This is a genomic window from Miniimonas arenae, from assembly GCF_006351005.1.
Lineage (GTDB): Bacteria > Actinomycetota > Actinomycetes > Actinomycetales > Beutenbergiaceae > Miniimonas > Miniimonas arenae.
Genome location: NZ_VENP01000048.1, coordinates 1 through 23,394, shown reverse-complemented (window position 1 = coordinate 23,394; position 23,394 = coordinate 1). Strand labels below are relative to the sequence as shown.

Genomic DNA, 23,394 nt, shown 5'->3' with positions numbered 1-23,394 from the left:
GAGGCGAAGACCGCGAGCGCCGCCCGGCGGCTGCGCGAGGTCGCGCCGGACGTGCGGGTGATGGAGATCGCCGAACGCCTCACGGACGCGAACGCTCACGATCTCCTCGCAGGCTGGGACGCGGTGGTGGACGGCACCGACACGTTCGAGACGCGCTACCTCGTGGCCGACACGTGCGCGGCGCTCGGCACCCCGCTCGTCTGGGGCAGCGTGCTGCGCTTCGACGCGCAGGTCTCCGTGTTCTGGTCCCGTCCGCCCGACGGCGTGGCTCCCGTCACCCTGCGCGACCTCTTCCCCGCTGCGCCGCCACCTGGCTCGGTGCCGTCGTGCGCGGACGCCGGCGTGCTCGGCGCGCTGTGCGGGATCGCGGGGTCGATGATGGCGGTGGAGACCGTGAAGCTGATCGCCGGGTTCGGCGACGTCCTGCTGGGCCGCGTCGCAGTCGTCGACGCGCTCACGATGCGCGTGCACGACGTCGCCTTCGCGGGGACCAGCGCCGCGCCCGGCACGCCCTCGACGGCGAGCCGCCCCGCCGAGCCCGCCGCGAACCCCCCTGCCACCGACCTCCTGGGCCGGACCCTCCTGGACGTGCGCGAACCGGCCGAGTTCGCCGTCGACGCCCTGTCCGGTGCGGTCAACGTGCCCGTCAGCGCGCTCGAGCAGGCCGCGCGCACCGGTCCGGGGGCCGCCGCCGCGCTCCTGCTCGAGGCCGGCGTGCCCGACGGCGTGCCGCTCGCCACGTACTGCGCGGCGGGCGTCCGCGCCGTGCGCGCCGCGCGCGCCCTGGCCGAGCTGGACCACGACGTCGCGGCTCTGACGCCCGACGACGTGGCCCGGATGCGCGCTCGGACCTGAGCGCCGACGACTACGCTCGCCAGCGACAGGTGAGCCCAACGGGGTGCGCGCCGGAGAGGAACGTCATGTCCGACATCACGCAGCTGCTCGCGGTCATCCCCGTCGACCAGATCGCCGAGCGGCTCGGCGTGGACGAGGCGACGGCCCGCGACGGCGTCGCGGCCGCGCTGCCCGCCCTCCTCGGCGGGCTCGAGGCGAACGTCCAGGACTCCGCGGGAGCCGCCTCGCTGCTGTCGGCCCTCGGCACGAAGGACACGTCGCTCGTGGCGAACGCCGGTCCGCGCGGGGTCCGGCTGGCCGACGTCGACGAGGCCGACGGCGAGAAGATCGTCCGCAACATCTTCGGCACGCGCACCGACGACGTCGTCACCGCGCTCGGCAGCGCCCCGGGCCGCCAGGAGAGCGGCCTCGTGCAGCGGATCCTGCCGATGCTCGCCCCGATCGTGCTCGCGTTCCTCGCGCGGCGCCTCACCGGCGGCTCCGGCGACTCGGGCGACTCGGGGAGCGGCGTCACCGGCCCCGGGGCGATGAGCGGCGTGCTCGAGCAGATCTTCGGCCACTCCCCGTCCTCCGCCGGTTCGGCGGGCTCGGCTGGGAACGGCGGCGCGGCCCAGGGCGGGATCGGCGACGTCCTCGGCGGGCTGCTCGGCGGGCTCGGCGGCGGCGGGTCCGCGCAGTCCTCGGGCCTCGGCGACGTGGGCGACGTGCTCGGCGGGATCCTCGGGAGAGGCGGCGCCGGCGGCCTCCTCGACGGGCTCCTCGGCGGCGGCAAGCGCTGAGGGTGCACGCACCGCACGCCCCCGCGGGCCACGACGCCGACCGACCGGGCCTCGTCCCGGTCGCCGACCACCTCGCGCACGTCCTGTCCCGCACCGGACTGGTCCGCGAGCTCGAGGTCGACGTCCTCGACGCCCCGGGCCGGCGCCTGGCCCGCGACGTCAGCGCGGCGATCGCGGTGCCGCCGTGGGACAACTCGGCGATGGACGGCTACGCCGTGCACCACGCGGACGTCGCGGACGCCTCGCCCGAGCATCCCGTGACCCTGCGGATCGTCGCCGACCTGCCCGCAGGCTCCGCCCTCGACCCGGCGCTCGGCCCCGGCGAGGCGGCCCGGATCATGACGGGAGCACCGCTGCCCAGCGCGAGCGACGCCGTCGTGCAGCTCGAGCACACCGACCGGACGGACCCGGTCGCGCCGCTCGCGGACACCGTCACGGTGCTGCGCGCGCCGACGCCCGGCATGCACGTGCGCCGCGCGGGCGAGGACCGGCGGCCCGGGGACCTCCTCGTCCCCGCGGGGACGCTGGTGACCGGCCCGGTGCTCGCGGCCCTCGTCTCGGCCGGAGTCACGCGCGTCTGGCTGCGCGAGCGGCCACGGGTCACCGTGATCTCGACCGGCGACGAGCTCGCGGCGCCCGGCGCCCCGCTGAGGCGTGGCGCGATCCCGGACTCCAACTCCCTGCTCCTCGCGCAGCTGGTGCGCGAGGCGGGCGGGGAGCTGCAGGGGGTGCGTCGCGTGCGCGACGACGCGGCCGAGGTGCGCGCGCGTGTGCTCGGTGCGACCGCGCAGTGCGGCGCCCGGCCCCACGTGATCGTGCTGACCGGCGGCGTGAGCCAGGGGGCGTTCGACCCGGTCAAGCAGGCCTTCGCGGGCTCGGACCGGGTGCGGTTCGTGTCGGTGGCGATGCAGCCCGGCAAGCCGCAGGCGTTCGGCCGGTTCGGCGAGCCGCCGGACCACGGGCTCGGCGATCCCGCCGGTCCCGAGCGCGACGGCGCGCTCGTGTTCGGGCTGCCCGGCAACCCGGTCAGCGCCTGGGTCTCGTTCCACGTGTTCGTCCGGCCCGCGCTGCTGACGATGGCGGGGGCGCCCGACCACGTCGTCACGCCTCCGCGGCTGCGCGCCGTGGTCGAGACCGGCTGGCGCACACCCGGCGGGCGCGACCAGTACCTGCCGGCCCGGATCCGGCCCGCCGGCCCCGGCGATCCGGGCGAGGCGGGCGGCCTGCTCGTCTCCCCCGCCGCAGCGCTCGGCTCGCGGTCCAACCTCGTCGCGAGCCTCGCGCTCGCGAACGGCTACGCGATCGTGCCCACCGCGGACCAGGCGGCCCGCGGCGGTGCGCCGGTCGCCCCCGGCGACGTCGTCGACGTCGTCCTCACCTCCCTGGAGCCCGCCCGTGCCTGACCCGTCCCCCCAGCCGGCCCCGACGGCCTCCCACCAGCTCACCCACCTGGACGCCGCCGGGCACGCGCGGATGGTCGACGTCACCGAGAAGTCGCCCACCGTGCGCTCCGCGACGGCGACCGGGTTCGTGCACTGCTCGCCCGCCGTCGTGCGTGCGCTCCGGGCGGGTGACGTGCCCAAGGGTGACGCGTTCGCCGTCGCGCGCATCGCGGGGATCGCGGGCGCGAAGCGGTGCGCCGAGCTGCTGCCGCTCGCGCACGTGATCGGCGTGCACGGCGCCGCGGTCGACCTCGACCTCACCGACGAGGGCGTGCGCGTCGCCGCGACGGTGCGCACGGCCGACCGGACCGGCGTCGAGATGGAGGCGCTCACCGCGGTGTCCGTCGCCGCGCTCGCTCTCCTGGACATGGTCAAGGGCCTGGACAAACACACGTGGATCGGCGAGGTGCGGCTCGAGGCGAAGACCGGCGGGAAGTCGGGCGAGTGGCGGCGCACGGGCGAGGCCTGAGCGCCGTCGTCCTGTCCGGCGGGCGCGGCTCGCGCCTGGGCGGGGTGTCGAAGGCGGCGCTGCGGGTGGGCGGCGTCGCGCTCCTGGACGGCGTGCTCGACGCCCTGGCCGCAGCCGGGGTGCGCGACGTCGTCGTGGTGGGTGACCCGCCGTCGCCCGACCGCGCCACGCGGCCCGGCGTGCGGGTGACGCGCGAGGACCCGCCGTTCGCGGGTCCGCTCGCCGCCGTGGCGGCCGGCCTCGACCTCGTGCCCGACGGCGAGCACGAGGTCGTCCTCCTGGCATGCGACCTGCCTCGCTCGCCCGCGCTGCTGGCGCTGCTGCTCGAGGACGAGGCCGAGAGATCCGACCCCGCCGCACCCGGCGCGGGCCGTGCCGTGGTCGACGCCGCGGGCCGCACCCAGTGGCTCGCGGGGCGCTACGCCGTCGGGCCGCTGCGGGCGGCGATCGACGCCGTGCGGGCCGAGCGCGGCACGCTGGAGGGGGCGTCGCTGCGCGCGGCGCTGGCACGCCTGGAGCTCGAGCGCGTGCCCGACCGCGGCGGCGCGAGCCTCGACGTGGACACGCCCGAGGACCTCGCGGCGGCCGGTCGGTGCCATGATCCGAGCATGGACGAGACCAGCGGCACGCCCGACCAGCCGGAGACCACCCGCCGCGAGCGCCGCGCGGGTCACGCCGGCACGCACCGCCCGTGGTGGCACCGCTCGGTCGTCTACCAGGTCTACCCGCGCAGCTTCGCCGACTCCGACGGCGACGGCGTGGGCGACCTGCGCGGCATCACCTCGCGCCTGGACCACCTCGCCGCGCTCGGCGTGGACGTGCTCTGGCTCAGCCCCGTCTATCGCTCGCCGCAGGACGACAACGGCTACGACATCTCCGACTACACCGACGTCGACCCGCTGTTCGGCGACCTCGCCGCGATGGACGAGCTCATCGCCGAGGCCGCGAAGCGCGAGATCGGCATCGTCATGGACCTCGTGGTCAACCACACCTCCGACGAGCACGCGTGGTTCGCCGAGAGCCGCTCCAGCCGGGACAACCCCAAGCGCGACTGGTACTGGTGGCGCCCCGCCCGCGAGGGGTTCGAGCCCGGCACGCCCGGCGCCGAGCCGACGAACTGGGGCTCGTTCTTCTCCGGCAGCACGTGGCAGCTCGACGAGGCCACCGGGGAGTACTACCTGCACCTGTTCTCCCGCAAGCAGCCGGACCTGAACTGGGAGAACCCCGAGGTCCGCCAGGCCGTCTACGCGATGATGCGCTGGTGGCTGGAGCGCGGGGTCGCGGGCTTCCGGATGGACGTCATCAACCTCATCTCCAAGCACGTCGGCGAGCACGGCGAGCTGACCGACGGCGCACCGCGCGCGGACGGCTGGGGCAACGGTGCGCCGTTCTACACCGACGGTCCGCGGATGCACGAGTTCCTCGCCGAGATGCATCGCGAGGTGTTCGACCCCTTCCCCGGCACCTACCTCACGGTCGGCGAGACGCCCGGGGTCACGCTCGAGGAGGCGCGGCTGTACACCGACCCCGAGCGGCGCGAGGTGGACATGGTGTTCCAGTTCGAGCACATGGGCCTGGACCACGGCGTGCTCGGCAAGTTCGACCCGGTCCCGCTGCACCTGCCCGACCTCAAGGCGAACCTCGCGCGCTGGCAGGACGGCCTCGCCACGGCCGGCTGGAACGCCCTGTACTGGAACAACCACGACCAGCCCCGGATCGTGAGCCGCTGGGGCGACGACGGCGAGCACCGGGTCGCCTCCGCCAAGACGCTCGGCACGATCCTGCACCTGCACCGCGGCACGCCGTACGTCTACCAGGGTGAGGAGCTCGGCATGCGCAACGCCGGCTTCACCGCGCTGACGCAGTACCGCGACCTGGAGTCGCTCAACGTCGCGGGCGACGCCGAGACCATGGGCATGAGCACCGAGCACCTGCTCGCGGGCCTGGCGTACATGAGCCGCGACAACGCGCGCACGCCCGTCGCCTGGGACGACTCCCCGAACGCCGGCTTCACCACCGGAACGCCGTGGCTCTCGCTCGCGCCCGGCTGGGAGCGCATCAACGCGGCGGCCGAGCGGGCGAACTCGGACTCGGTTTTCCACCACTACCGCCGCCTCGTCGCCCTGCGGCGCGGCGCCGCGGCCGGGCAGGACGGGATCGACGACGGCGTGGCCGCCCTCGTCATCGACGGCGCCTTCGCGCTGCTCGCGCCGGAGCACGAGCGGCTGTGGGCCTTCACCCGCACCCTCGAGACGGAGGGCGGACCGCGTGAGGCGCTGCTCGTCGTCGCGAACCTGAGCGGTGAACCGCTCGAGGTGGACGTCGCCGCGGAGCTGGGCGACGCCGTCGTGCTCGAGGGGGCGAGCGTGCTGGTCGCCTCGCACGCCGACGCGTACGGCGACGCCGCGGTTCCCGACGGCGGAGCGCACCTCGCCCTGCGGCCGTGGGAGAGCGTGGTCTACCGGCTCGCGGTCCGCGCGGCGTAGCTCGCGCAAGGGGCGGCGAGCCCGCCGACGGCGTGTGCTACGTTTCGCGGTTCACTCCCCGAGGAGGCCCGGATGGTCACCGTCTCCCCCACCGTCCTGAGCACGGCGGCCGGTCAGATTCTCGACGCCTCCGCTGCGCTCGCCGTGGCGTGGCAGAGCCAACGAGCCGCGCTCGCGACGCTGTCCACGGCCGCCGCCGGACGCGCGGCGGGCGACCTCCCGAGCGGCACCGGCCTCGTGACCGATCACGAAACCTGCGCCGAGGCGGCGTCGGCCGCGGCGGAAGCGCTGACCGGAGCCCTCGAGTACGTCTCGGACGCGGTGTACACGTGCGCGTTCACCTACACCACCACCGACGAGGACACAGCAGAGAGGTTCCGCGTCCGATGACCGAGGGCACCTGGAACCTGCACGCCGATCCGGTGGCGCTGGACCGTGCGGCCGCGGCGTGGGCGAGTGCAGGCCAGGCGTTCGACACCGCCGCCGAGGCGTACCGGCTGGCCGGTCAGGACGCCCGGTCGGAGTGGGAGGGCGCGGCGGCGGAGTCCTTCGACGCCGTGCGTCGGACGCTCCTCGAGGGTCTCGACACCGCGTCCGAGACGGCCGCCGGGGTCGCCGCCGCGATGCAGAGCGCCGCAGGCGCCGTCCGCAGCGCGCAGGGACAGCTGGACGCGTCGTGGGCGAGCGTGATGAGTCTCCCGCGGACGTACGGTCCCTACGGCAGCATCACGTTCACCACCGAGACCGAGGAGGAGCTCGCTCGCGCGCGGGCGGCGGTCGACACGGCGGCCGACGTGCGCAGCTCCCTCGCCGGCACGCTCCTCGGCTACTCCGCCACCGTGCGGTCCGCGATTGCCGTGTGGCGGTCCCTCGTGGCCGACTGGGGTCCAGTCGCCGACGGTGCCACTGCTCCCTTCGACGTGCCCGTCGGGCCGGGCGACGGAACCCAGCGCGTGGGGGTCGTGGTGGTCGGCGGCCAGGTGATCTTCTCCGGCGGCGACGGCAACGAGCGCATCACCGTGACGATCGACCCGGACACCGGCGAGCAGATCGTGACAGTCACGACGTACACGTACGTCGACAACGCGGTGGTGGAGAGTGACCCCGTGACCTACCGGCTCCCCGCCGGCAAGCACCTCGTGATACGCGGTGGTGGGGGTGAGGACATCATCACGCTGCCCACGGACTCGACCATCGCGTTCACGGTGACGGGTGGGAGCGGGCGCGACCGGATCAGCTCGGGCGGCGGTGAGGACCGGATCTTCGGCCTCGGCGGCGACGACGAGGTCACCGCGGGCGGTGGTGCCGACTACGTGTCGGGTGGCGCGGGCCACGACTACCTCGACGCCCAGGCGGGTGACGACACGGTCTTCGGGGGCGCGGGCAACGACACGCTCTACGGCCTCGACGGCGACGACGCTCTCTCGGGCGGTACCGGGAGGGACTACCTCGAGGGCGGCGAGGGTGACGACGCGCTCGACGGCGGCCAGGGCGACGACATCCTGTCCGGTGGCCGCGGGGACGACGCGCTCGACGGCGGCCTGGGCGACGACCGGGCGTACGGCGGGCACGGCCGCGACGTCAGCATCGGTGGCACGGGCACCGACACGAGCATCGACGACGCCCGAGCCGAGGGCTCGACCAACGAGGTCAACACCACCGTCGAGCTCCCGCCCGACCTCGAGCACATCACGATCGAGGGATCGCCGGAGTTCGTTGCGCGAGTGCGCGCCGACCTCGACCTCCTCGGGTCCTCGCCCGCCGGCTCCGCGCTGCTGGCCAACCTCGAGCAACGGTACGAGGAGTCGGGGTTCCTGGGCATGGGCAAGAGCTCCCTCGTGATCAGGGAGTGGGAGCCGCCGAGCGACCAGCCGTTCGGCCAGAACTCGACGGCGAGCAACGGCGGACTGTTCCAGGGCAACGTGGACACGGTCCGGTACCTGCCCTCGATCGACGACTTCCGCGGGGCACCGCCCGTGGTCGTCCTGCAGCACGAGCTCGCCCACGTCTACGACTACGCGAACGGCACCTTCGTCGGCGACCCCTACACCGGTTCGGACACCCGGGACACGCCACGGCCCGGGTACCCCGATGTCAGCGTCGGCGAGCGACAGGCCTCCGGCCTCCCCATCGACCACGACGGCAACCCAGCCACCCCTGAGATCATCGATCCGGACCACCCGATCGACGTCACGGAGAACGGGCTGCGCGAGGAGATGGGTCTGCCGACGAGGGAGAGCTACCGATGACGGGGAGACGATCACGGCGGGTGGTCGGCGCGGCGCTCGCGTTCGGCGCGCTCGCCGCCGGCGCCCTCGTCGCGGCCTGCTCGCGGAGCGTGCCGAGCCCGATCTCGGTGAGCGAGCTGGGCGACGCGTCGCTCGACGTGGTGCTCACCGCCGAGACGCAGGTGCGTGAGGACGAGGTGGTGTTCACGTACCGCCTCGAGAATCGTGGCCACGAGTCGGTGTGGCTCGGTGGCTCGGAGCGAGGCCTCGCCGTCCCGGACGACACGACGCGCGGGGGTGTGGCGGTGGTCCGCGCGTTCTTCCCCGTCCGCACCGATCACGAGTGGCTGTACCCCCCGCACTCCGAGGTGTCGGAGCTCGTGGCCGGCGAGGTCGAGGAGGGCGAGCTGACGGCGGAGCGCCCGTTCGCGTCCTTCACGGATCTTGACGGCGACCGCGCGGTCACGCTGCCCCGCTCGCCGTCGTCGGTGCGGCTCTGCGTGGCGTACGTCCCCGACTCCTCGTTCGACCCCGAGTGGCGCCCCAGCGACGACGACGGCACCGGAGCGGGCAAGGACGGGCTGTGGATCGAGCAGCAGACCGGCTTCCTCATGCAGCGCCTCGCATGCAGTGCGGCCGTCCCGCTGGGCGGGTGAGACGGACCGCGGTGCGCTGCGGGCCGCACGGTCCTAGGCTCGCGGCGGACGGGAGATGCGCCCCGCACCCCCGCCGGACGAGGAGGTCATCGTGGGTCTTGACGACATCGTGAACAAGGCGAAGGACGCGCTGGGCGGCGAGGAGGCCGCCGAGGACAAGATCGATCAGGCGGCCAACCTGCTCAAGGACAAGGCGCCGGACCAGTACGACGCGACGATCGACAAGGTCGCCGACGCCGCGAAGGCGAAGATCGACACGAACGGCCAGTAGGACCGAGCAGCACCAGCGCCTCCAGAACGATCCGAGCGCGGGTGGCGGGGGTCGCCCCCGGCACCCGCGCTCGCGCGTCCGGCTCGGCCGGTCGTGGCCGGCCCCGCTAGACCGCGGCGATGGCCTTCCGGATCCGAGCGGCGGAGACCGACTCGCGCGTCCCGAGCTGCTGGGCGAACAGCGACACCCGCAGCTCCTCCAGCTGCCAGCGCACCGCACGGGCGCGCTCGCGCCGCACGGGCGGGAGCGTCGGGGCGTCGACGACGGCGAGCGCGTCCTCGAGCTGCGTCACCTCCCACGCGAGGGTCGCGTCGCGCTCGGGGTTCTCCTGCGCCTTGCCGAGCCGGATGCCGTCGGCCCGCAGGTAGCGCGGCAGGTCCCGCAGCCGCTCGGGCGGGGTCGAGCCGACGAAACCGGGGTGCACGAGCCTCGCGGCGTGCGCCCGGATCTGCTGCAGCGTGGCCAGCAGCGCGACCGAGGACGCCCCGCGCACCTGCGCCTCGAGCTCGCGGAACGCGACCAGCGCGTCCATGACCCGCGCGACGACGCCGTACACCGTGTCCTCGAGCCGCTCGCGCACGTCGGCGCGCAGCGAGCGGTAGGCGACGTCGTCGCGCACCGCCGCGAGGTCCGTCCCCGTGGTGAGCTGCGCGATCGCCGCCGCCTGCACGTCGTGGACGAGCTCCGCCGTCGTGCGGTACGGGCTCGAGGCGAGCGTGAGCGCCTCCCGGCCCGTCCACCGCGAGGTGACGCGGTTCTCGGCGAGCGCGAGCTCGGCGAGCAGCAGCGCGCGCACGCCTGCGGCGTGCGCGGCGGGGGCGCGCTCGGCGTCGGCCAGCACGCGCAGCGCGACGCGGCGGTCCGTGCCGTCGCCCTCGACGACGAGCGCCGGGTAGCCGCGCACCTCCAGGCCGCCGACGACGGTGCTCACCTCGGTCGGAATGGTGCGGCCCTGCAGCGCCTCCCACGAGGGGACCCGCGCGAGCTCGACGGCGTCCGCCGTGGTGAACCCGGTGCCCGGCGGCGTCGGGGCGGCCGGGCCCGGGCCCGCGGCCGGACCCTCGCCCGTCCGGACGCGCCCGTTCGTGGCCGGCGTGGCCGGCGTGGCCGGCGTGGCCGGCGCGGCGGCCTCGCGCAGCGCACGGCGCACCGCGCTCTGCACCGCGGACTGGGACTGCGCGGCGAGGCGCCGCTGGAGGTAGGCGAGGTCCTGGCCCGCGCCCAGCACCTGACCCCGCTCGCCGATGACGCGGAACGTCATCCGCAGGTGCGCGGGGAGCTTCTCGGGCACGCCCTCGAACGCCTCGGGGGGCACGACGACGTCGCGCACCTGGCGCAGCGCCGTCGCGAACGCCTCGGCGAACGACGGCGCACCGGGCGGTGCGGGCGCCACCTCCTGCCAGTCCGGCAGGTGCTCGACGGCGCGCGCCGCGGTGTCCGGTGCCGGGACGAGCTGGACGCGGACCGGCTTGGGCAGGGCGCGGATCGTCGCGGTGGCGAGCTCGGGGACGAGCTGCGGCACGAGCCAGTCGAACCCGTCCGGGCGCAGCCGCGGGAGGACCGCGAGCGGCACGTGCACGGTGACGCCGTCGGCCTCCTCGCCGGGGGTGAACTGGTACGTGAGCGGGAGCTCGAGCGGCTCGGCCGAGCCCGCGAGCGCCTGGCGCCAGACGGTGGGCAGGCCCGAGGTGTCTACTCCCGAGGCGCCGGGGGCGAGCAGGTCGAGCGTGTAGGTGAGGAGGTAGGGCTCTTCGCGCCGGTGGTCCTTCCACCACGCGTCGAACGCCCGCGCGGTGGTGACGTGCTCGGGCAGTCGCTCGTCGAAGAAGTCGACGAGCGCCTCGTCGTCGGCGAGCAGGTCACGCCGTCGCACGCGCTCGGCCAGCTCCTCGGCCTCGGCGCGCAGCTCGCGGTTGCGGGCGGCGAAGCGGTGGTGCGTGGTCCAGCCGTCCTCGACCAGCGCATGCCGGATGAACATCTCGCGAGCGAGCGCCGGGTCGACCTTGGCGTAGGGCACGATCCGGTCGGCGACCAGCGTGACGCCGTAGAGCAGCACCTTCTCGTGGCACATCGCGGCGCCCTGCTTGCTCGACCAGTACGGCTCGGAGTGCGTGCGCTTGACGAGGTGGGCGCCCAGCGTCTCCGCCCACTCGGGCTGGATCCGCGCACACGTGCGGCCGAACAGGCGCGAGGTCTCCACGAGCTCGGTCGCCATGACGAACGCGGGGGGCTTGCGCGCGAGCGAGGAGCCCGGGAACGGGACGAACCGGGCGCCGCGCGCACCGGCGTAGTCGCGGCGACGCTCGTCCCACGAGCCGATGTGGCTGAGCAGGCCGGCGAGCACGGCCTGGTGCACGGCATCGGCGTCGATCCGGCGGCGGCGCACGAGTCCGGGCTCCGCCGCGCCGTCGAGCCGGTTCACCCGCTCGGGCTTGATGCCGATGGCGGCGGCGAGCTGGCGCAGCTGCCCGTGCACGTCCTGCCACTCGCGGATGCGCAGGAAGTGCAGGAACTCGGTGCGGCACATCCGGCGGAACGCCGAGGACCCGAGGACGTCGCGCTGGTCGCAGACGTAGTCCCACAGCGTGACGAGCGCGAGCACGTCGGAGTCGGCGTGCGCGAACCGGCGGTGGCTCGCGTCGGCGAGCTCGGCCCGCTCCTGCGGGCGCTCGCGCACGTCCTGCACCGACATCGCCGAGACGATGACCATCACCTCGTTGACGACGCCGAGCCGGTCCGCCTCCAGCAGCATCCGGCCCAGGCGGGGGTCGATCGGGAGCTGCGCGAGGCGGCGCCCCACCTCGGTGAGCCGGACCCCGGGGTTGTTGGGGTCCTCGTCCTCCTCCGCCCCCCCGTTCGCGAGAGGATCTTCGTCCTTTCGCGAGAGGATCTCCGTCGCCTGCGAGGCGTTGTCTGTCGCCTGCGAGGCGTTGTCTGTCGCCTGCGAGGCGTTGTCTGTCGCCTGCGCGGCGTTCCTCGCCCCACCCGCTGCGCTCGCGATGGCGCCGAGCTCGGTGAGGAGCGCGACGCCGTCGCGCACCGCCCGCAGCTCGGGCGGCTCGACGAAGGGGAACCGGTCCATCCGCCCCAGCCCCAGCGCCGCCATCTGCAGGATGACGGCCGCGAGCGAGGTACGCAGGATCTCCGGCTCGGTGAACTCGGGCCGCTTCGCGAAGTCCTCGGCCGAGTAGAGGCGGATCGCGACGCCGTCGGCGACTCGCCCGCACCGACCCGAGCGCTGGTTCGCGCTCGCCTGGGAGACCGGCTCGATCGGCAGGCGCTGCACCTTGGTGCGGACGGAGTAGCGCGAGATGCGCGCGTAGCCGGTGTCCACGACGTACCGGATGCCCGGCACCGTGAGCGACGTCTCGGCGACGTTGGTCGAGATCACCACGCGCCGGTAGCGATGGTCCTCGAACACGCGGTGCTGCTCGGCCGCGGACAGCCGCGCGTACAACGGCAGCACCTCGACGGCGCCCGGTGTGGTGTTCGTCGTGCCCGGGTGGGTGAACCGGGTGCCGAGGTGGTCGCGCAGCGCGTCGGTCGCGTCGCGGATCTCGCGCTCGCCGGAGCAGAACACGAGCACGTCGCCGGGGCCGAGCGCGAGGAGCTCGTCCACCGCGCGGCAGATCGCCGTCGGCTGGTCCAGGTCCTCGGCGGCCGGGTCGGGCGGTGCGGACGAGCCGCGCGCGTCCGGACGTGCGGAGGGCCGCGCCGGCGCACCAGTACCGGTCTCGCCGCCGGACACGTCGCCGTCGTCGTCCTCGTCCTCGTACCGGTCGGCCGTGAGCGGGCGGTACCAGATCTCGACCGGGTACGTCCGCCCGGTGACCTCGATGACCGGGGCGGGCTCGCCGTCGTCGCCCACGTAAGGGACCACGCGACCGTCCGGGCGCTGGGCAAAGTGCCGCGCGAAGCGCTCGGAGTCGATCGTGGCGGAGGTGATGACGACCTTGAGATCAGGGCGGCGCGGCAGCAGCCGACGCAGGTAGCCGAGGATGAAGTCGATGTTGAGGGACCGCTCGTGCGCCTCGTCCACGATGATCGTGTCGTAGCGCAGGAGGTCCGGGTCCCGCTGGATCTCGGCGAGCAGGATGCCGTCGGTCATCACCTTGATGAGCGTGGTCGCGCTCACCTTGTCGGTGAACCGCACCTGGAACCCCACCGCCGTGCCGAGCTCGACGCCGAGCTCCTCCGCCAGGCGGTCGGCCACGCTGCGCGCGGCGATTCGGCGCGGCTGGGTGTGCCCGATCGTCCCGGCGATGCCGCGGCCGAGCTCGAGGCAGATCTTCGGGATCTGCGTGGTCTTGCCCGATCCGGTCTCACCGGCGATGACGACGACCTGGTGGTCGCGGATCGCGGCCGCGATGTCATCGCGCCGCGCGGTGACCGGGAGCTGGGGCGGGAAGCTGATCGTCGGGACGGCCGCGAGGCGGGCGGCGACCAGCTCGGGGGTGGGCGGGAGCGGTCCGCGCCGCGGCCCGCCGCCCCGGCGGTGCTCGCCGCCGGGGGTCCCGTGCGCCCGGCCGTGCGCGCCGCCGCGCCGCGAGCCCCGACGACGGCGGGGCTCGGGCGAGGAGGTGGCCTCGGTCGAGGCGGCGGGGTCGGACATCGCCGTCCATTCTCCCAGGCCGGCTCAAACCCATTCGCGGCCGCTCGGCGGACGAGCCCCACGTGCACGGCGGCTGAGTGGCCTCGGGCCGTGACCTCCGACGACGCGCGTCCAGCCAGCAGCCAGCGCCCCCGCCCGCTCACCGCCGAGCTCGTCGTGCAGGAGCCGGCTGCGCTCGCGATCGCGCACCGCGTCGCCCCCGACCGGATCGAGCTGTGCACCGGGCTCGCGCTCGGCGGCCTCACGCCGTCGATCGGGCTGCTCGACGCCGCGGTCGCCGTCCGCGCCGCCGGAGGCCCCGCGGTCCACGTGCTCATCCGCCCGCGCACCGGCACGTTCGTGCACGACGCCGACGAGATCGACGTCATGGTCCGCGACGTGCGTGAGGCGGTGGCCCGCGGCGCCGACGGCGTCGTGGTCGGGGCCGCCCGCCGCCGCGACACCGACACCGGCCCCGGCACGGCCCTCGACCTGGCCGCGATCGGCGCGATGCGCGAGGCCGCGGGCGGCGCCGAGGTCACGGTGCACCGCGTCGTCGACGGCGAGGGTCGCGCCGTCCTGGACGAGGACCTCGCGCGGGCGTTCGTCGCCGCGGTGCGCGCCTCGCGCCGTCAGCCGCCGGACACGAACGCGTAGGCCGCCGCCACGACCTCGGCCCACGCGGCGTCGCCGGCCTCCGGCGGCACCTCGACCCACTCCCGCATCGGCCGTCCGCGCATCGCCATCCGCGTCCCGGTCCCCGTCTGCTCGTACCCGTCGACGACGGCGGAGGGCACCTTCGCGATCAGCCTCCCCTCCCCGGCGACGAACGCGAACAGGTGCCCGCCGACGCCGAACCCGGCCGCGGACAGGGCGCGCATGGGGTGGACGGGTGGCGCGCCGTCGGGAAGGCCGGCCGTGAGCGAGGCGACGGCGGCGGCCAGGCGGGGGTCCGGCTCTGCGGGCGGCATGGGTCGCATCGTCGTCGCGAAGCTGCCGCCGGACAAGAGGGCGGACAGCACCACGAGCGGCGGTGCCACGATGGGCGCCATGGCCCCCGACCCGCACGCCGCCACGCCGAGCCCGCCCCCGTCCCTCCCGCTCGACGACATCCCCCTCAACGACGGCACCACCCTGCCCGCGATCGGACTGGGTCTGTACAAGGTCGCGCCGCAGGACGTCGGACCGACGGTGAGCTCCGCCGTCGGGCTCGGCTACCGCCTGCTCGACGGCGCGATGTTCTACCGCAACGAGCCCGAGCTCGGCGCCGCGGTGCGTGCGGTCACGCAGGAGCAGGGCGTGCCGCGCGAGGAGCTGCTCGTGGCGTCGAAGTTCTGGGGCGACCCCGTGCAGTCCTACGACGCGGCGCTCGCGGACTTCGAGACCTCGTTCACCGATCTCGGCATCGGCCCGCTCGACCTCTACTTCATCCACTGGCCGCGCGGGTCGCGCGGCACGTACGTCGAGACCTGGCGCGCGCTCGTCCGGCTGCGCGAGGAGGGCCGGGTCCGCTCGATCGCCGTCGCGAGCTTCTCGGTCGAGGAGCTCACCCGGCTCATCGAGGAGACCGGCGTGGCGCCGGCCGTCAACCAGGTCGAGTCCCACCCCTGGCTGCCGCAGCACGAGCTGCGCGCGTTCCACGCCGCGCACGGCATCGTGACCCAGGCGTGGAGCCCGCTCGGCCGCGGCCGGCTCCTCGAGCAGCCGCCGATCGTCGAGATCGCGGCACGCCACGGCGTCACGCCCGCCCAGGTGGTGCTGCGCTGGCACCTCCAGCTCGGCGGCGCAGCCGTGCCGAAGTCCGTGCACGCCGAGCGGCTGCGGCTCAACCTCGACCTCGGCGGCTTCGCGCTCGACGAGGACGACATGGCGCGGATCGCGACGCTCGAGAACGGCACGCGGACCGGCACGGACCCGAAGGACCGCCAGTAGCGAGGGGTTAGGCTCGAGCGATGACCGGGGCGGTGGCACAGGTGCGAGCGGGCGCGGACGACGCCGACGCGCCCACCGGCGTGCGCGTCGCGGTGATCACCGTGTCCGACCGTAGCGCCGCGGGCACCCGACCGGACGGCTCCGGCCCCGTCGCGCGCGACCTCCTCGAGGCCGCCGGGCACGACGTCGCGCTCGCTCTCGTGCCCGACGGCGAGGCGTCCGTCCGCGACGCGATCCTTGCCGCGGTCGCGGCGAGCGAGAGTGGGGCCGACGTCGTCCTCACGCTCGGCGGAACCGGCCTCGGACCGCGGGACCACACGCCCGAGGCGACCCATGCCGTCGTGCGCTACGAGGTGCCGGGGATCGCCGAGCTGCTGCGCGCGCGGGGGCTGCAGGCCACGCCGACCGCGGCGCTGAGCCGCGGGGTCGCGGGCGTCGTCGAGCACGCCGGTCGACGCGCGCTCGTGGTGAACCTGCCGGGGTCGCCCCGCGCGGTCGCGGAGTCGCTCGAGGTGCTGCTGCCGCTGCTGCCGCACGCCGTTGCGCAGCTCGCGGGGGGTGACCACCGGTGACGACGACCGCCCGCGGCACGCTGGTCGCCGTGACCGAGGAGCCGCTCGACGTCGGGGCGCACCTCGCCGCCGTCGAGGACCGCGCGTGCGGCGCCGTCGTGACGTTCCTCGGCCAGGTGCGCGACCACGACCCGGGCGCGACCGGTGAGGTCACCGGCATCGAGTACTCGGCCCACCCCGACGCGACCGCGGTCCTCGCGCGCCTCGTGGCCGACGTGCTCGACGGCGTCGCACCCCCCGCGCGGATCGCCGTCAGCCACCGCGTCGGCTCGCTCGCCGTCGGGGACCTCGCGCTCGTCGCGTGCGTCGCGACGGCGCACCGCGCGCAGGCGTACGACCTCTCGCGCACGCTCGTCGAGCGCGTCAAGGCGGAGCTGCCGGTCTGGAAGAAGCAGCGCACCGCCGACGGCGCGTCGCACTGGGTGGGGCTGTAGCCGTGGTGGCCGTGCCGGTGACGATCGGGCGCCGCCCGGCGCCGGCTCCTGCCGTGCCGACCCCCTCAGCAGTGCCGACTGTGCCGACCGCCCCGAACGCACCTAGTGAGCCCCTCACCGACCGCTTCGGCCGCGTGCACCGCGACCTGCGCATCTCCCTCACCGACCGCTGCTCGCTCCGGTGCACCTACTGCATGCCCGAGCAGGGCAACGAGTGGCTCTCGCGCTCCTCCGTCCTCACCACCGACGAGATCGTCACCGTGGCCCGCGCGGCCGCCGCCGCGGGCATCACCACGTTCCGCCTCACCGGCGGTGAGCCGCTGCTGCGGCCCGACGTCGTCGACGTCGTCGCGCGACTCGCGGCCCTGCGCGGCCCCGACGGCGCAGGAGCCCAGGTCGCGATGACCACGAACGGCATCCGGCTGCCCGAGGTGCTCGACGCCCTCGTCGCCGCGGGCCTGAAGCGGCTCAACATCAGCCTCGACACGCTGGACCGCGAGAAGTTCGCCGCCCTGACCCGGCGCGACCGGCTCGACGACGTCCTGCGTGGCGTCGCTGCTGCCCAGCGCTCCGGCCTGCGCCCGCTCAAGCTCAACGCCGTCGCGATGCGCGGCGTCAACGACGGCGAGCTCGTCGACCTGGTCGAGTTCGCCGTCGCACACGACGCGCAGCTGCGGTTCATCGAGCAGATGCCGCTCGACGCCGGCCACACGTGGGACCGCAGTGCGATGGTGACGCGCGAGGAGATCCTCGCCTCGCTCGAGCGGCGCTGGACGCTGCGGCCGATCCCGGGCCGCGGCGGCGCGCCGGCCGAGCGCTGGCGCCTGCTCGAGGGCCGCGGCGAGGCGGCGCGGGACACGGGTCACACGGTCGGTGTCATCGCGTCGGTCACCGCGCCGTTCTGCGGCGCGTGCGACCGGCTCCGCCTCACCGCCGACGGCCAGCTGCGCAGCTGCCTGTTCGCGACCGACGAGACGGACCTCGTCGGTGTGCTGCGGGGGACGGTCGGCGGGGACGGATCGAGTCGCACGCCCGACGGCGAGCGCCAGGCCGCGGTCGACGCGCGCCTTCGCGTGTGCCTCGCAGGCAAGCGGGCCGGTCACGGGATCGACGACCCCGGCTTCCTGCAGCCCGCCCGCGGCATGAACGCGATCGGCGGCTGACGCCTCAGCCGCCGGCGAACGGCGGCAGCACGTCGACGAGCGCCCCGTCGCGCACCGGGGTGTCGGGCGCGTCCGCCCGTACGCCGTCGACGATGAGCGCGCACCGCGAGAGCACCTCGGCCGTGCCGGGACCGCCCGCGGCTACCAGCGCCGCGACGAGCGACGCGACGTCGCCCGCGTGCTCGATCCACGCCTCGCTCTCGCCATAGGCCTCGCCCGCGCCGGCGAAGAGACGCACCCGGACGCTCACGGGCGCTCGCCGTCGGGCGTCCCGGGGTCGGACGCCCCGGCCTCGGGCCGTGCCAGGGCGAGATCGGTGACCTCGCGAGCCAGCCGCGCCGTCGCCGCGCCGACGTCCTCCCCCGCCGCCACGGCCTGCCCGACGGCGAGCCCGAGCAGGTAGGTCGTCAGCGGTGCGGCGGGGCGCGCCACGCCGCGGGAGACGTCCCGGGCGACGTCGAGGACCACGGTGGTCTCCGCCGTCGTGACGCCGTCGAGGCCGTAGAGGTCGCTGACCCCCGCAAGCCAGTCGTCGAGCGCGTCCGGCGGAAGGTGCTGGTTGCTCATGGACCCATCCTCCCCCAGGTACTTGCGGTTGACGCGACGTCAACTGTCATCGTGGTCCCGAACGAGAGGAGCTGCTCATGTGGACCATCCAGGAGGTCGCCCGGGCGACGGGCGTGTCGAGCCGGACGCTGCGGCACTACGACGCGATCGGCCTGCTGCCGGCCACCGAGACGGGGCCGGGCGGCATCCGGCGCTACGACGACGCCGCGCTGGTGCGGCTGCAGCGCATCCTGCTGCTGCGCGACCTGGGCCTCGGCCTGGCCGCCATCGGCGACGCGCTCGCCGATCCGGGCGACGGCACGTCCCGCGCCGCCCGAGCGGGCGCGGACGCCCGCGAGGCGGCCCACCTGCGGGCCCATCTGGAGCTTCTCGAGCTCGAGCGCGACGCTCTCGACCGCCGGATCGCGGCGGTCCGTCGCACCATCACCGCCAGGAAGGACGGCACGGCAATGACGAAGGACATGTTCGACGGGTTCGACCACGCGCAGTACGAGGAGGAGGTCACGCGCCGCTGGGGGCGGGACGCCTACGAGCGCTCGGCCGCATGGTGGTCGGCGAAGACGCCGCAGGAGCAGCGCGACGTGCAGGCGCTCGCGGCCGAGCTCAACGCCGCCTGGGTCGAGGCGGCCCGGCAGGGCGAGGCGCCCGACGGCGAGCTCGCCCAGGAGCTCGCGGCGCGCCACGTGCGGTGGTTGCGCTCGGTCCCGGGCACCCCGGCTGCCACCGGCGACGAGGCCCAGCTCGCCGCCTACGTTCGAGGACTGACCGAGCTGTACACGGGCGACGAGCGGTTCCGCGGCAACTGGACGGGCGACCCGCTCCAGGCGGTCCCGCACGGACCCGAGCTGGTCCGCGACGCGCTTCTGGAGTGGGTCGACCGCAACCTGGCACAGTAGGACCGAGCCGGTTCGCAGGTCGATGTCACAGGTCCGCCCTACCCTCGCACCCAGATGGCACACTCGTTCGAGGAAGGACAACGCACATGGATCTCCTGGACGTCCGCCGGCTGGCGGTCCAGCTCATGATTACCCACGGCGTCGGTGACTGGCGCCTGGTCTTCGACCGCGCGAAGACCAGGGCCGGGCAGTGTCGCTACTCCCGCCGGGAGATCTCGCTCAGCGCTCCGCTGATGCTCCTGCAGAACGAGGAGACGGTCCGCGAGACCGTGCTGCACGAGATCGCGCACGCGCTCGCCGGCCCGCGGGCGGGTCACGGCCCCGCGTGGCAGGCGGTGGCCCGCCGGATCGGGTCGACGGCGGCACGGACGCTGGTCTCCCCGGACCTGCCCGCCCGGGACTGGATCGGCACGTGCCCGGCCGGCCACGTCGCGGAGCGGCACCGGCGGCCCCAGGCGCCGCTGTCGTGCACGCGGTGCTCCCGGAGCTTCTCCCTGGATGCCCTGCTCACGTGGGAGTACAAGGGCCACCCGGCGCCGATGACGCCGGCCTACCGGGCCAAGGAGGCGGCGATGCGCGCGCGGGCCACCGCGCGCGGCGAGCGCGGGGCCTGAGGGGCCGCCAGGGTGGCCGTGCTCAGCGCGCGGGCGGGTCCAGCGCGAAGCCGGAGGACTCGACGGCGTCGTTGAGCCGCGTCATGAGGAGCGCGAGCTGGTTCAACTCCTCGTCCGTCAGGCCCGCGAGGCCCGCCTTGAGGTGTTCGAGCACGCGCTGGCGAGTGCTCTCCACGAGCTCGCTGCTCGACGACGTCGCGCGCAGGAGACGACCGCGTCCGTCGTGCGGGTCGGGCTCGGTGGTCACGAGGCCCAGCGCCTCGAGCACGCGCGCCTGGCGGCTCACCACGGACTTGTCCGTCTCGATGATCTCCGCGAGGCGACCCGGGTTCGTGGGTCCGAGCCGCACGAGGGTGGACAGCAGCCGGTAGCCCACCGGCTGCAGGTCGGGGTGCACCGAGGCCGCGGCACTCGCCCAGAGCACCTTCGCGCGCCGGAAGAGGACGACGATCTGCTCCTCGACGCGGAGCACGCCGTCCGGGAGCGCCCCGGATGCGGCGCCGCCGCCGCGCGCACCCTCGGGTGCGCGGGCGGCGGCGCCGGGACGCGACATGGTCCTAGTGTCCACGGTGGCGGACCTCACCGGCTGGGACCATCGCCCCGTCGGCTCGAGCCGACGGGCGGAAGGGCCCCGACCGCGGACGCGGCCTCGATGGCGAGATCCTCGATCTCCTCGAGGCGCTGCAGCTCCTCGCGCTCCGCGTCGGACTCGGCGTCGGTGTCCGACGTCGCGCCCGACCCACCGGCCGCGTGGCCGGCGTTCCGACCCGACTCCGCCTTGGCGAGCTCGATGCCGTTCTTGACCCCGAGCGGACGGTTCGGCAGGAACAGCACCGCGATGAGCGAGATGACGGCCATCGGCACGACGGCGAGGAAAACGTGGGCGATGCCGAGTCCGTAGGCGGACTCCACGATCACGCGGATCGCCTCCGGGAGCTCGGCCATCTTCGGGATGGTGCCGCTGCCGAGCGCCTGCGCCGCGGCGGCCTGCTGCTCGGCCGGGAGCGTCGCGATCGAGTTGCGCATCTCGGTGGCCACGAACGTTCCGAGGATCGAGCCCATCACGGACACGCCGATCGTGCCGCCGAGGCTGCGGAAGAACGTGATCGCGCTGGTCGCGACACCGAGGTGGCGCGTCTCTACCGAGTTCTGGGTGACCACCACGAGGTTTTGCATGAGCATCCCGACCCCGGCGCCGAGCACCGCCATCGAGACGGCGACGATCCAGTAGGTGGTGTCGTAGTGCAGGCGGCTGAGCAGGAGCTGGCCGATGATCATGAGCACGGCGCCGGCGACGACGAAGCCCTTCCACCGACCGCGCTTGCTGACGAGCGTTCCGACCACGGTCGACGTGAGCAGCAGGCCCGCCATCATCGGGATGGTGAGGACACCGGCCTCCATCGGCGTGGCGCCGCGAGCGAGCTGCATGTACTGCGCGAGGAACACCGAGGTCGCGAACATGGCAACGCCGGTCGCGAGCGAGGCGATCACCGAGAGCGTGAACGTGCGGTTCTTGAACATCGTGAGCGGCAGCAGCGGGTCCTCGACGCGCAGCTCCCACCACACCGCGACGGCGAGCAGCAGGGCTGCCCCGCCCGCCATGGCGTAGGAGTCCCACGAACTCCACTCGAACTCCGAGCCGGCGAAGGTCACCCAGAGCAGGATCAGCGAGACGCCCGCCGAGATGAGCACGATGCCGAGGTAGTCGATCGACGTCTTCACGCGCTCTCGCGGCGGCAGGTGCAGGTTGCGCTGCAGCAGCGCGAGCGCCGCGATGGCGAAGGGGATCGCGATGTAGAAGTTCCAGCGCCAGCTCAGCGTGTCCGTGAGGAAGCCACCGAGCAGCGGGCCGCCCACGGTGCCGACGGCCATCGCCGCGCCGAACAGGCCGGCGAAGCGGCCGCGCTCACGCGGCGAGACGATGTCGGCCATCACGATCTGCGAGAGCGCGGCGAGGCCGCCGGCGCCCAGACCCTGGAACACGCGCATCGTGATGAGCATCTCGGTGTTGTGCGAGAAGCCGGCGACGGCGGAGGCGAGCACGAAGATCGTGAGCGCCAGCATGATGAGCATCTTGCGGTTGGCCCGGTCGGCGATCTTGCCCCAGACCGGCGTGCTCACGGTGGTGGCCAGCAGGGTGGCGGTCACGACCCAGGTGTAGGCGGACTGCGTGCCGCCGAGGTCGGCGACGATGACGGGGAGCGACGACCCGACCACCGTGCTCGCGAGCATCGAGACGAACATCGCCATCATCAGGGCGATCATCACGGGCAGGACGCCCTGCGTCCGCGGCGCCTCGTTCAGCTCCTCAGCCCTGACCCCGGCACCGGCGGAACGCCGGTCCAGCTCGGTGGTGGATGACATGGCTGTCCTTTCGACAAGTTGTTGATCTGGATCAACTATGCGTCGAGAGGTTGACGTTCGTTAACTATCTGCGATGAGGCGAGGCTCACGCCGACGATGGCCAGGGACGAAAGTCCCGGGAGCGAGCGTCCCGGGTGCGAGGGGTCCGGGTGCGGCGCGCGAGCCGGCGAGTCAGTAGGACGAGCCGGCGGGCGCGTCCGCGTCCGACCCCGGGCCCGAGCCGGGACCCGACTCACCGCCGTCCCCGCTCTCGCTCTCGGCTCCGAGCACCCGCAGCACGTCGTCGAGCAGCCCGGACGCACCGAACCGGAAGGTCGACGGCGAGACCCAGTCCGCGCCCATGATCTCGTCGGCGAGCTCGAGGTAGACCCGCGCGTCCGCCACGGTGCGGATGCCGCCGGACGCCTTGAACCCCACCGGCTCCACGCCGTCGGACAGGTCCGCGAGCACCCCGAGGATCGCGCGCGCGGCCTCGGGCGTGGCCGAGACCGGCGACTTGCCGGTCGACGTCTTCACGAACTGCGCGCCGTGCTCGACGGCGAGCCCCGCCGCGGCCTCGATGGCGTCGGTCTCGCGCAGCTCACCCGACTCGATGATGACCTTGACGTCGCTGTCTCCCGCCGCCTCGCGCGTCGCGTCGAGCACGGCCGCGGCGCCCGCGACATCCCCGGCGAGGAACGCCCGGTAGGGCAGCACGACGTCGATCTCGTCCGCGCCGTCGGCCACGGCCTGCCGCGTGAGCGCCGCGACGTCGTCGGCCGCGTCTGCCCCGCCGGGGAAGTTCACCACCGTCGCCACCCGCACGCCGGTCCCGTCGAGCGCCTGCGCGCTCGCGGCCACGAAGCGGGGCCAGACGCAGACCGCCGCGGTGCCGTGCTCGGCGGCGCGCTGCGCGAGCGCGAGCGCACCCTCCAGCGTGGCGTCGTCGCTGAGGTCGGTGAGGTCCATGGTCTCGAGGGCGAGCCGGGCGATCTCGGCATCGGTGCGCGTCATGGGTTTCTCCTATGTCAAGCCGCGGCGGCGACGGTGGTCGTGGTGGGCTGGTGGAGGGGTTGGGTGGTGGTCTTGAGGGTGG

The 23,394-nt window shown here is 74.5% G+C and carries 23 protein-coding genes and 1 pseudogene; 17 read left to right on the top strand and 7 right to left on the bottom strand.

Annotation, left to right across the window (positions count from 1 at the left end; translation table 11 throughout):
- The 10 genes and pseudogenes from FH969_RS11675 to FH969_RS11635 form a co-directional block, all read left to right on the top strand.
- A partial coding sequence (locus FH969_RS11675; protein ID WP_139987346.1) for a ThiF family adenylyltransferase occupies nt 1-855 on the top strand: 855 nt, incomplete at its 5' end.
- 65 nt (nt 856-920) lie between these two features.
- Nucleotides 921-1,634, top strand: a complete 714-nt coding sequence (locus FH969_RS11670; protein ID WP_139987345.1) for a DUF937 domain-containing protein — start codon at nt 921-923, stop codon at nt 1,632-1,634.
- 2 nt (nt 1,635-1,636) lie between these two features.
- A complete protein-coding gene (locus FH969_RS11665) occupies nt 1,637-3,037 on the top strand; it encodes a molybdopterin molybdotransferase MoeA (protein WP_139987344.1) in 1,401 nt (466 codons plus the stop codon).
- Nucleotides 3,030-3,545 carry a cyclic pyranopterin monophosphate synthase MoaC gene (moaC, locus tag FH969_RS11660; RefSeq protein ID WP_281285375.1) on the top strand — a complete coding sequence of 172 codons (516 nt, stop codon included), beginning with the start codon at nt 3,030-3,032 and terminating at the stop codon, nt 3,543-3,545. Before FH969_RS11665 ends, moaC begins: the two co-directional genes overlap by 8 nt.
- Nucleotides 3,470-4,006: pseudogene (gene mobA, locus FH969_RS15825) on the top strand (molybdenum cofactor guanylyltransferase); the annotation flags it as partial. The gene moaC and the pseudogene mobA, both read left to right, overlap by 76 nt.
- A gap of 147 nt (nt 4,007-4,153) precedes the next feature.
- Complete coding sequence (locus FH969_RS11655; protein ID WP_425462462.1) at nt 4,154-6,031, top strand: glycoside hydrolase family 13 protein; 1,878 nt, start codon at nt 4,154-4,156, stop codon at nt 6,029-6,031.
- A 72-nt stretch (nt 6,032-6,103) separates the two neighbouring features.
- The gene (locus tag FH969_RS11650) at nt 6,104-6,421 is read left to right on the top strand and encodes a hypothetical protein (protein ID WP_108718550.1); all 318 of its coding nucleotides are present in this window, start codon (nt 6,104-6,106) and stop codon (nt 6,419-6,421) included.
- Entirely contained in the window at nt 6,418-8,280 is a 1,863-nt protein-coding gene (locus FH969_RS11645) for a M91 family zinc metallopeptidase (RefSeq protein WP_139987342.1), read from the top strand. Before FH969_RS11650 ends, FH969_RS11645 begins: the two co-directional genes overlap by 4 nt.
- Complete coding sequence (locus FH969_RS11640) at nt 8,277-8,915, top strand: hypothetical protein (RefSeq protein ID WP_139987341.1); 639 nt, start codon at nt 8,277-8,279, stop codon at nt 8,913-8,915. The genes FH969_RS11645 and FH969_RS11640 overlap by 4 nt, the downstream gene beginning before the upstream one ends.
- A gap of 91 nt (nt 8,916-9,006) precedes the next feature.
- Entirely contained in the window at nt 9,007-9,186 is a 180-nt protein-coding gene (locus FH969_RS11635) for an Rv0909 family putative TA system antitoxin (RefSeq protein ID WP_108720074.1), read from the top strand.
- 106 nt (nt 9,187-9,292) lie between these two features.
- On the opposite strand, the gene FH969_RS15485 is transcribed toward FH969_RS11635, so the two are convergent.
- Nucleotides 9,293-13,798 carry a DUF3418 domain-containing protein gene (locus FH969_RS15485; RefSeq protein WP_246071902.1) on the bottom strand — a complete coding sequence of 1,502 codons (4,506 nt, stop codon included), beginning with the start codon at nt 13,796-13,798 and terminating at the stop codon, nt 9,293-9,295.
- A gap of 90 nt (nt 13,799-13,888) precedes the next feature.
- On the opposite strand from FH969_RS15485, the gene FH969_RS11625 reads away from it, so the two are divergent.
- A complete protein-coding gene (locus FH969_RS11625; protein WP_234417888.1) occupies nt 13,889-14,434 on the top strand; it encodes a copper homeostasis protein CutC in 546 nt (181 codons plus the stop codon).
- On the opposite strand, the gene FH969_RS11620 is transcribed toward FH969_RS11625, so the two are convergent.
- A complete protein-coding gene (locus tag FH969_RS11620) occupies nt 14,410-14,748 on the bottom strand; it encodes a hypothetical protein (protein ID WP_108718553.1) in 339 nt (112 codons plus the stop codon). The genes FH969_RS11625 and FH969_RS11620 overlap by 25 nt on opposite strands.
- Here FH969_RS11620 and FH969_RS11615 point away from each other — a divergent pair.
- Genes FH969_RS11615 through moaA form a run of 4 tightly spaced genes read left to right on the top strand, consistent with a single transcriptional unit; the run spans nt 14,747 to nt 17,878 of the window.
- On the top strand, nt 14,747-15,709 hold the full coding sequence (locus tag FH969_RS11615) for an aldo/keto reductase (RefSeq protein WP_246071901.1): 963 nt from the start codon (nt 14,747-14,749) through the stop codon (nt 15,707-15,709). The genes FH969_RS11620 and FH969_RS11615 overlap by 2 nt on opposite strands.
- A gap of 20 nt (nt 15,710-15,729) precedes the next feature.
- Nucleotides 15,730-16,281, top strand: coding sequence for a MogA/MoaB family molybdenum cofactor biosynthesis protein (locus FH969_RS11610; RefSeq protein WP_108718554.1), 552 nt, complete (start codon nt 15,730-15,732; stop codon nt 16,279-16,281).
- A complete protein-coding gene (locus tag FH969_RS11605; protein WP_246071899.1) occupies nt 16,278-16,715 on the top strand; it encodes a molybdenum cofactor biosynthesis protein MoaE in 438 nt (145 codons plus the stop codon). The genes FH969_RS11610 and FH969_RS11605 overlap by 4 nt, the downstream gene beginning before the upstream one ends.
- 2 nt (nt 16,716-16,717) lie before the next feature.
- The gene (gene moaA, locus FH969_RS11600; protein WP_108718555.1) at nt 16,718-17,878 is read left to right on the top strand and encodes a GTP 3',8-cyclase MoaA; all 1,161 of its coding nucleotides are present in this window, start codon (nt 16,718-16,720) and stop codon (nt 17,876-17,878) included.
- A 4-nt stretch (nt 17,879-17,882) separates the two neighbouring features.
- Here moaA and FH969_RS11595 read toward each other — a convergent pair whose 3' ends face one another.
- Nucleotides 17,883-18,116 (bottom strand): MoaD/ThiS family protein, encoded by a 234-nt coding sequence (locus FH969_RS11595; RefSeq protein ID WP_246071897.1) that lies wholly within the window; start codon nt 18,114-18,116, stop codon nt 17,883-17,885.
- An 8-nt stretch (nt 18,117-18,124) separates the two neighbouring features.
- Nucleotides 18,125-18,445, bottom strand: a complete 321-nt coding sequence (locus FH969_RS11590) for a DUF6457 domain-containing protein (RefSeq protein WP_139987339.1) — start codon at nt 18,443-18,445, stop codon at nt 18,125-18,127.
- 77 nt (nt 18,446-18,522) lie between these two features.
- On the opposite strand from FH969_RS11590, the gene FH969_RS11585 reads away from it, so the two are divergent.
- Nucleotides 18,523-19,341: a MerR family transcriptional regulator gene (locus FH969_RS11585; protein ID WP_108718558.1), complete on the top strand. Its 819-nt coding sequence runs from the start codon at nt 18,523-18,525 to the stop codon at nt 19,339-19,341.
- An 86-nt stretch (nt 19,342-19,427) separates the two neighbouring features.
- Complete coding sequence (locus FH969_RS11580) at nt 19,428-19,955, top strand: SprT family zinc-dependent metalloprotease (protein WP_139987338.1); 528 nt, start codon at nt 19,428-19,430, stop codon at nt 19,953-19,955.
- Nucleotides 19,956-19,977: 22 nt separating this feature from the next.
- Here the strand turns inward: FH969_RS11580 and FH969_RS11575 are convergent, their stop codons facing one another.
- From FH969_RS11575 to deoC, 3 genes are all read right to left on the bottom strand, one after another.
- A complete protein-coding gene (locus tag FH969_RS11575; protein ID WP_139987337.1) occupies nt 19,978-20,508 on the bottom strand; it encodes a MarR family winged helix-turn-helix transcriptional regulator in 531 nt (176 codons plus the stop codon).
- 26 nt (nt 20,509-20,534) lie between these two features.
- Nucleotides 20,535-22,319 (bottom strand): MDR family MFS transporter, encoded by a 1,785-nt coding sequence (locus tag FH969_RS11570; protein ID WP_139987336.1) that lies wholly within the window; start codon nt 22,317-22,319, stop codon nt 20,535-20,537.
- Nucleotides 22,320-22,490: 171 nt separating this feature from the next.
- Nucleotides 22,491-23,312 (bottom strand): deoxyribose-phosphate aldolase, encoded by an 822-nt coding sequence (deoC, locus tag FH969_RS11565; protein ID WP_139987335.1) that lies wholly within the window; start codon nt 23,310-23,312, stop codon nt 22,491-22,493.
- Nucleotides 23,313-23,394: the final 82 nt, after the last annotated feature.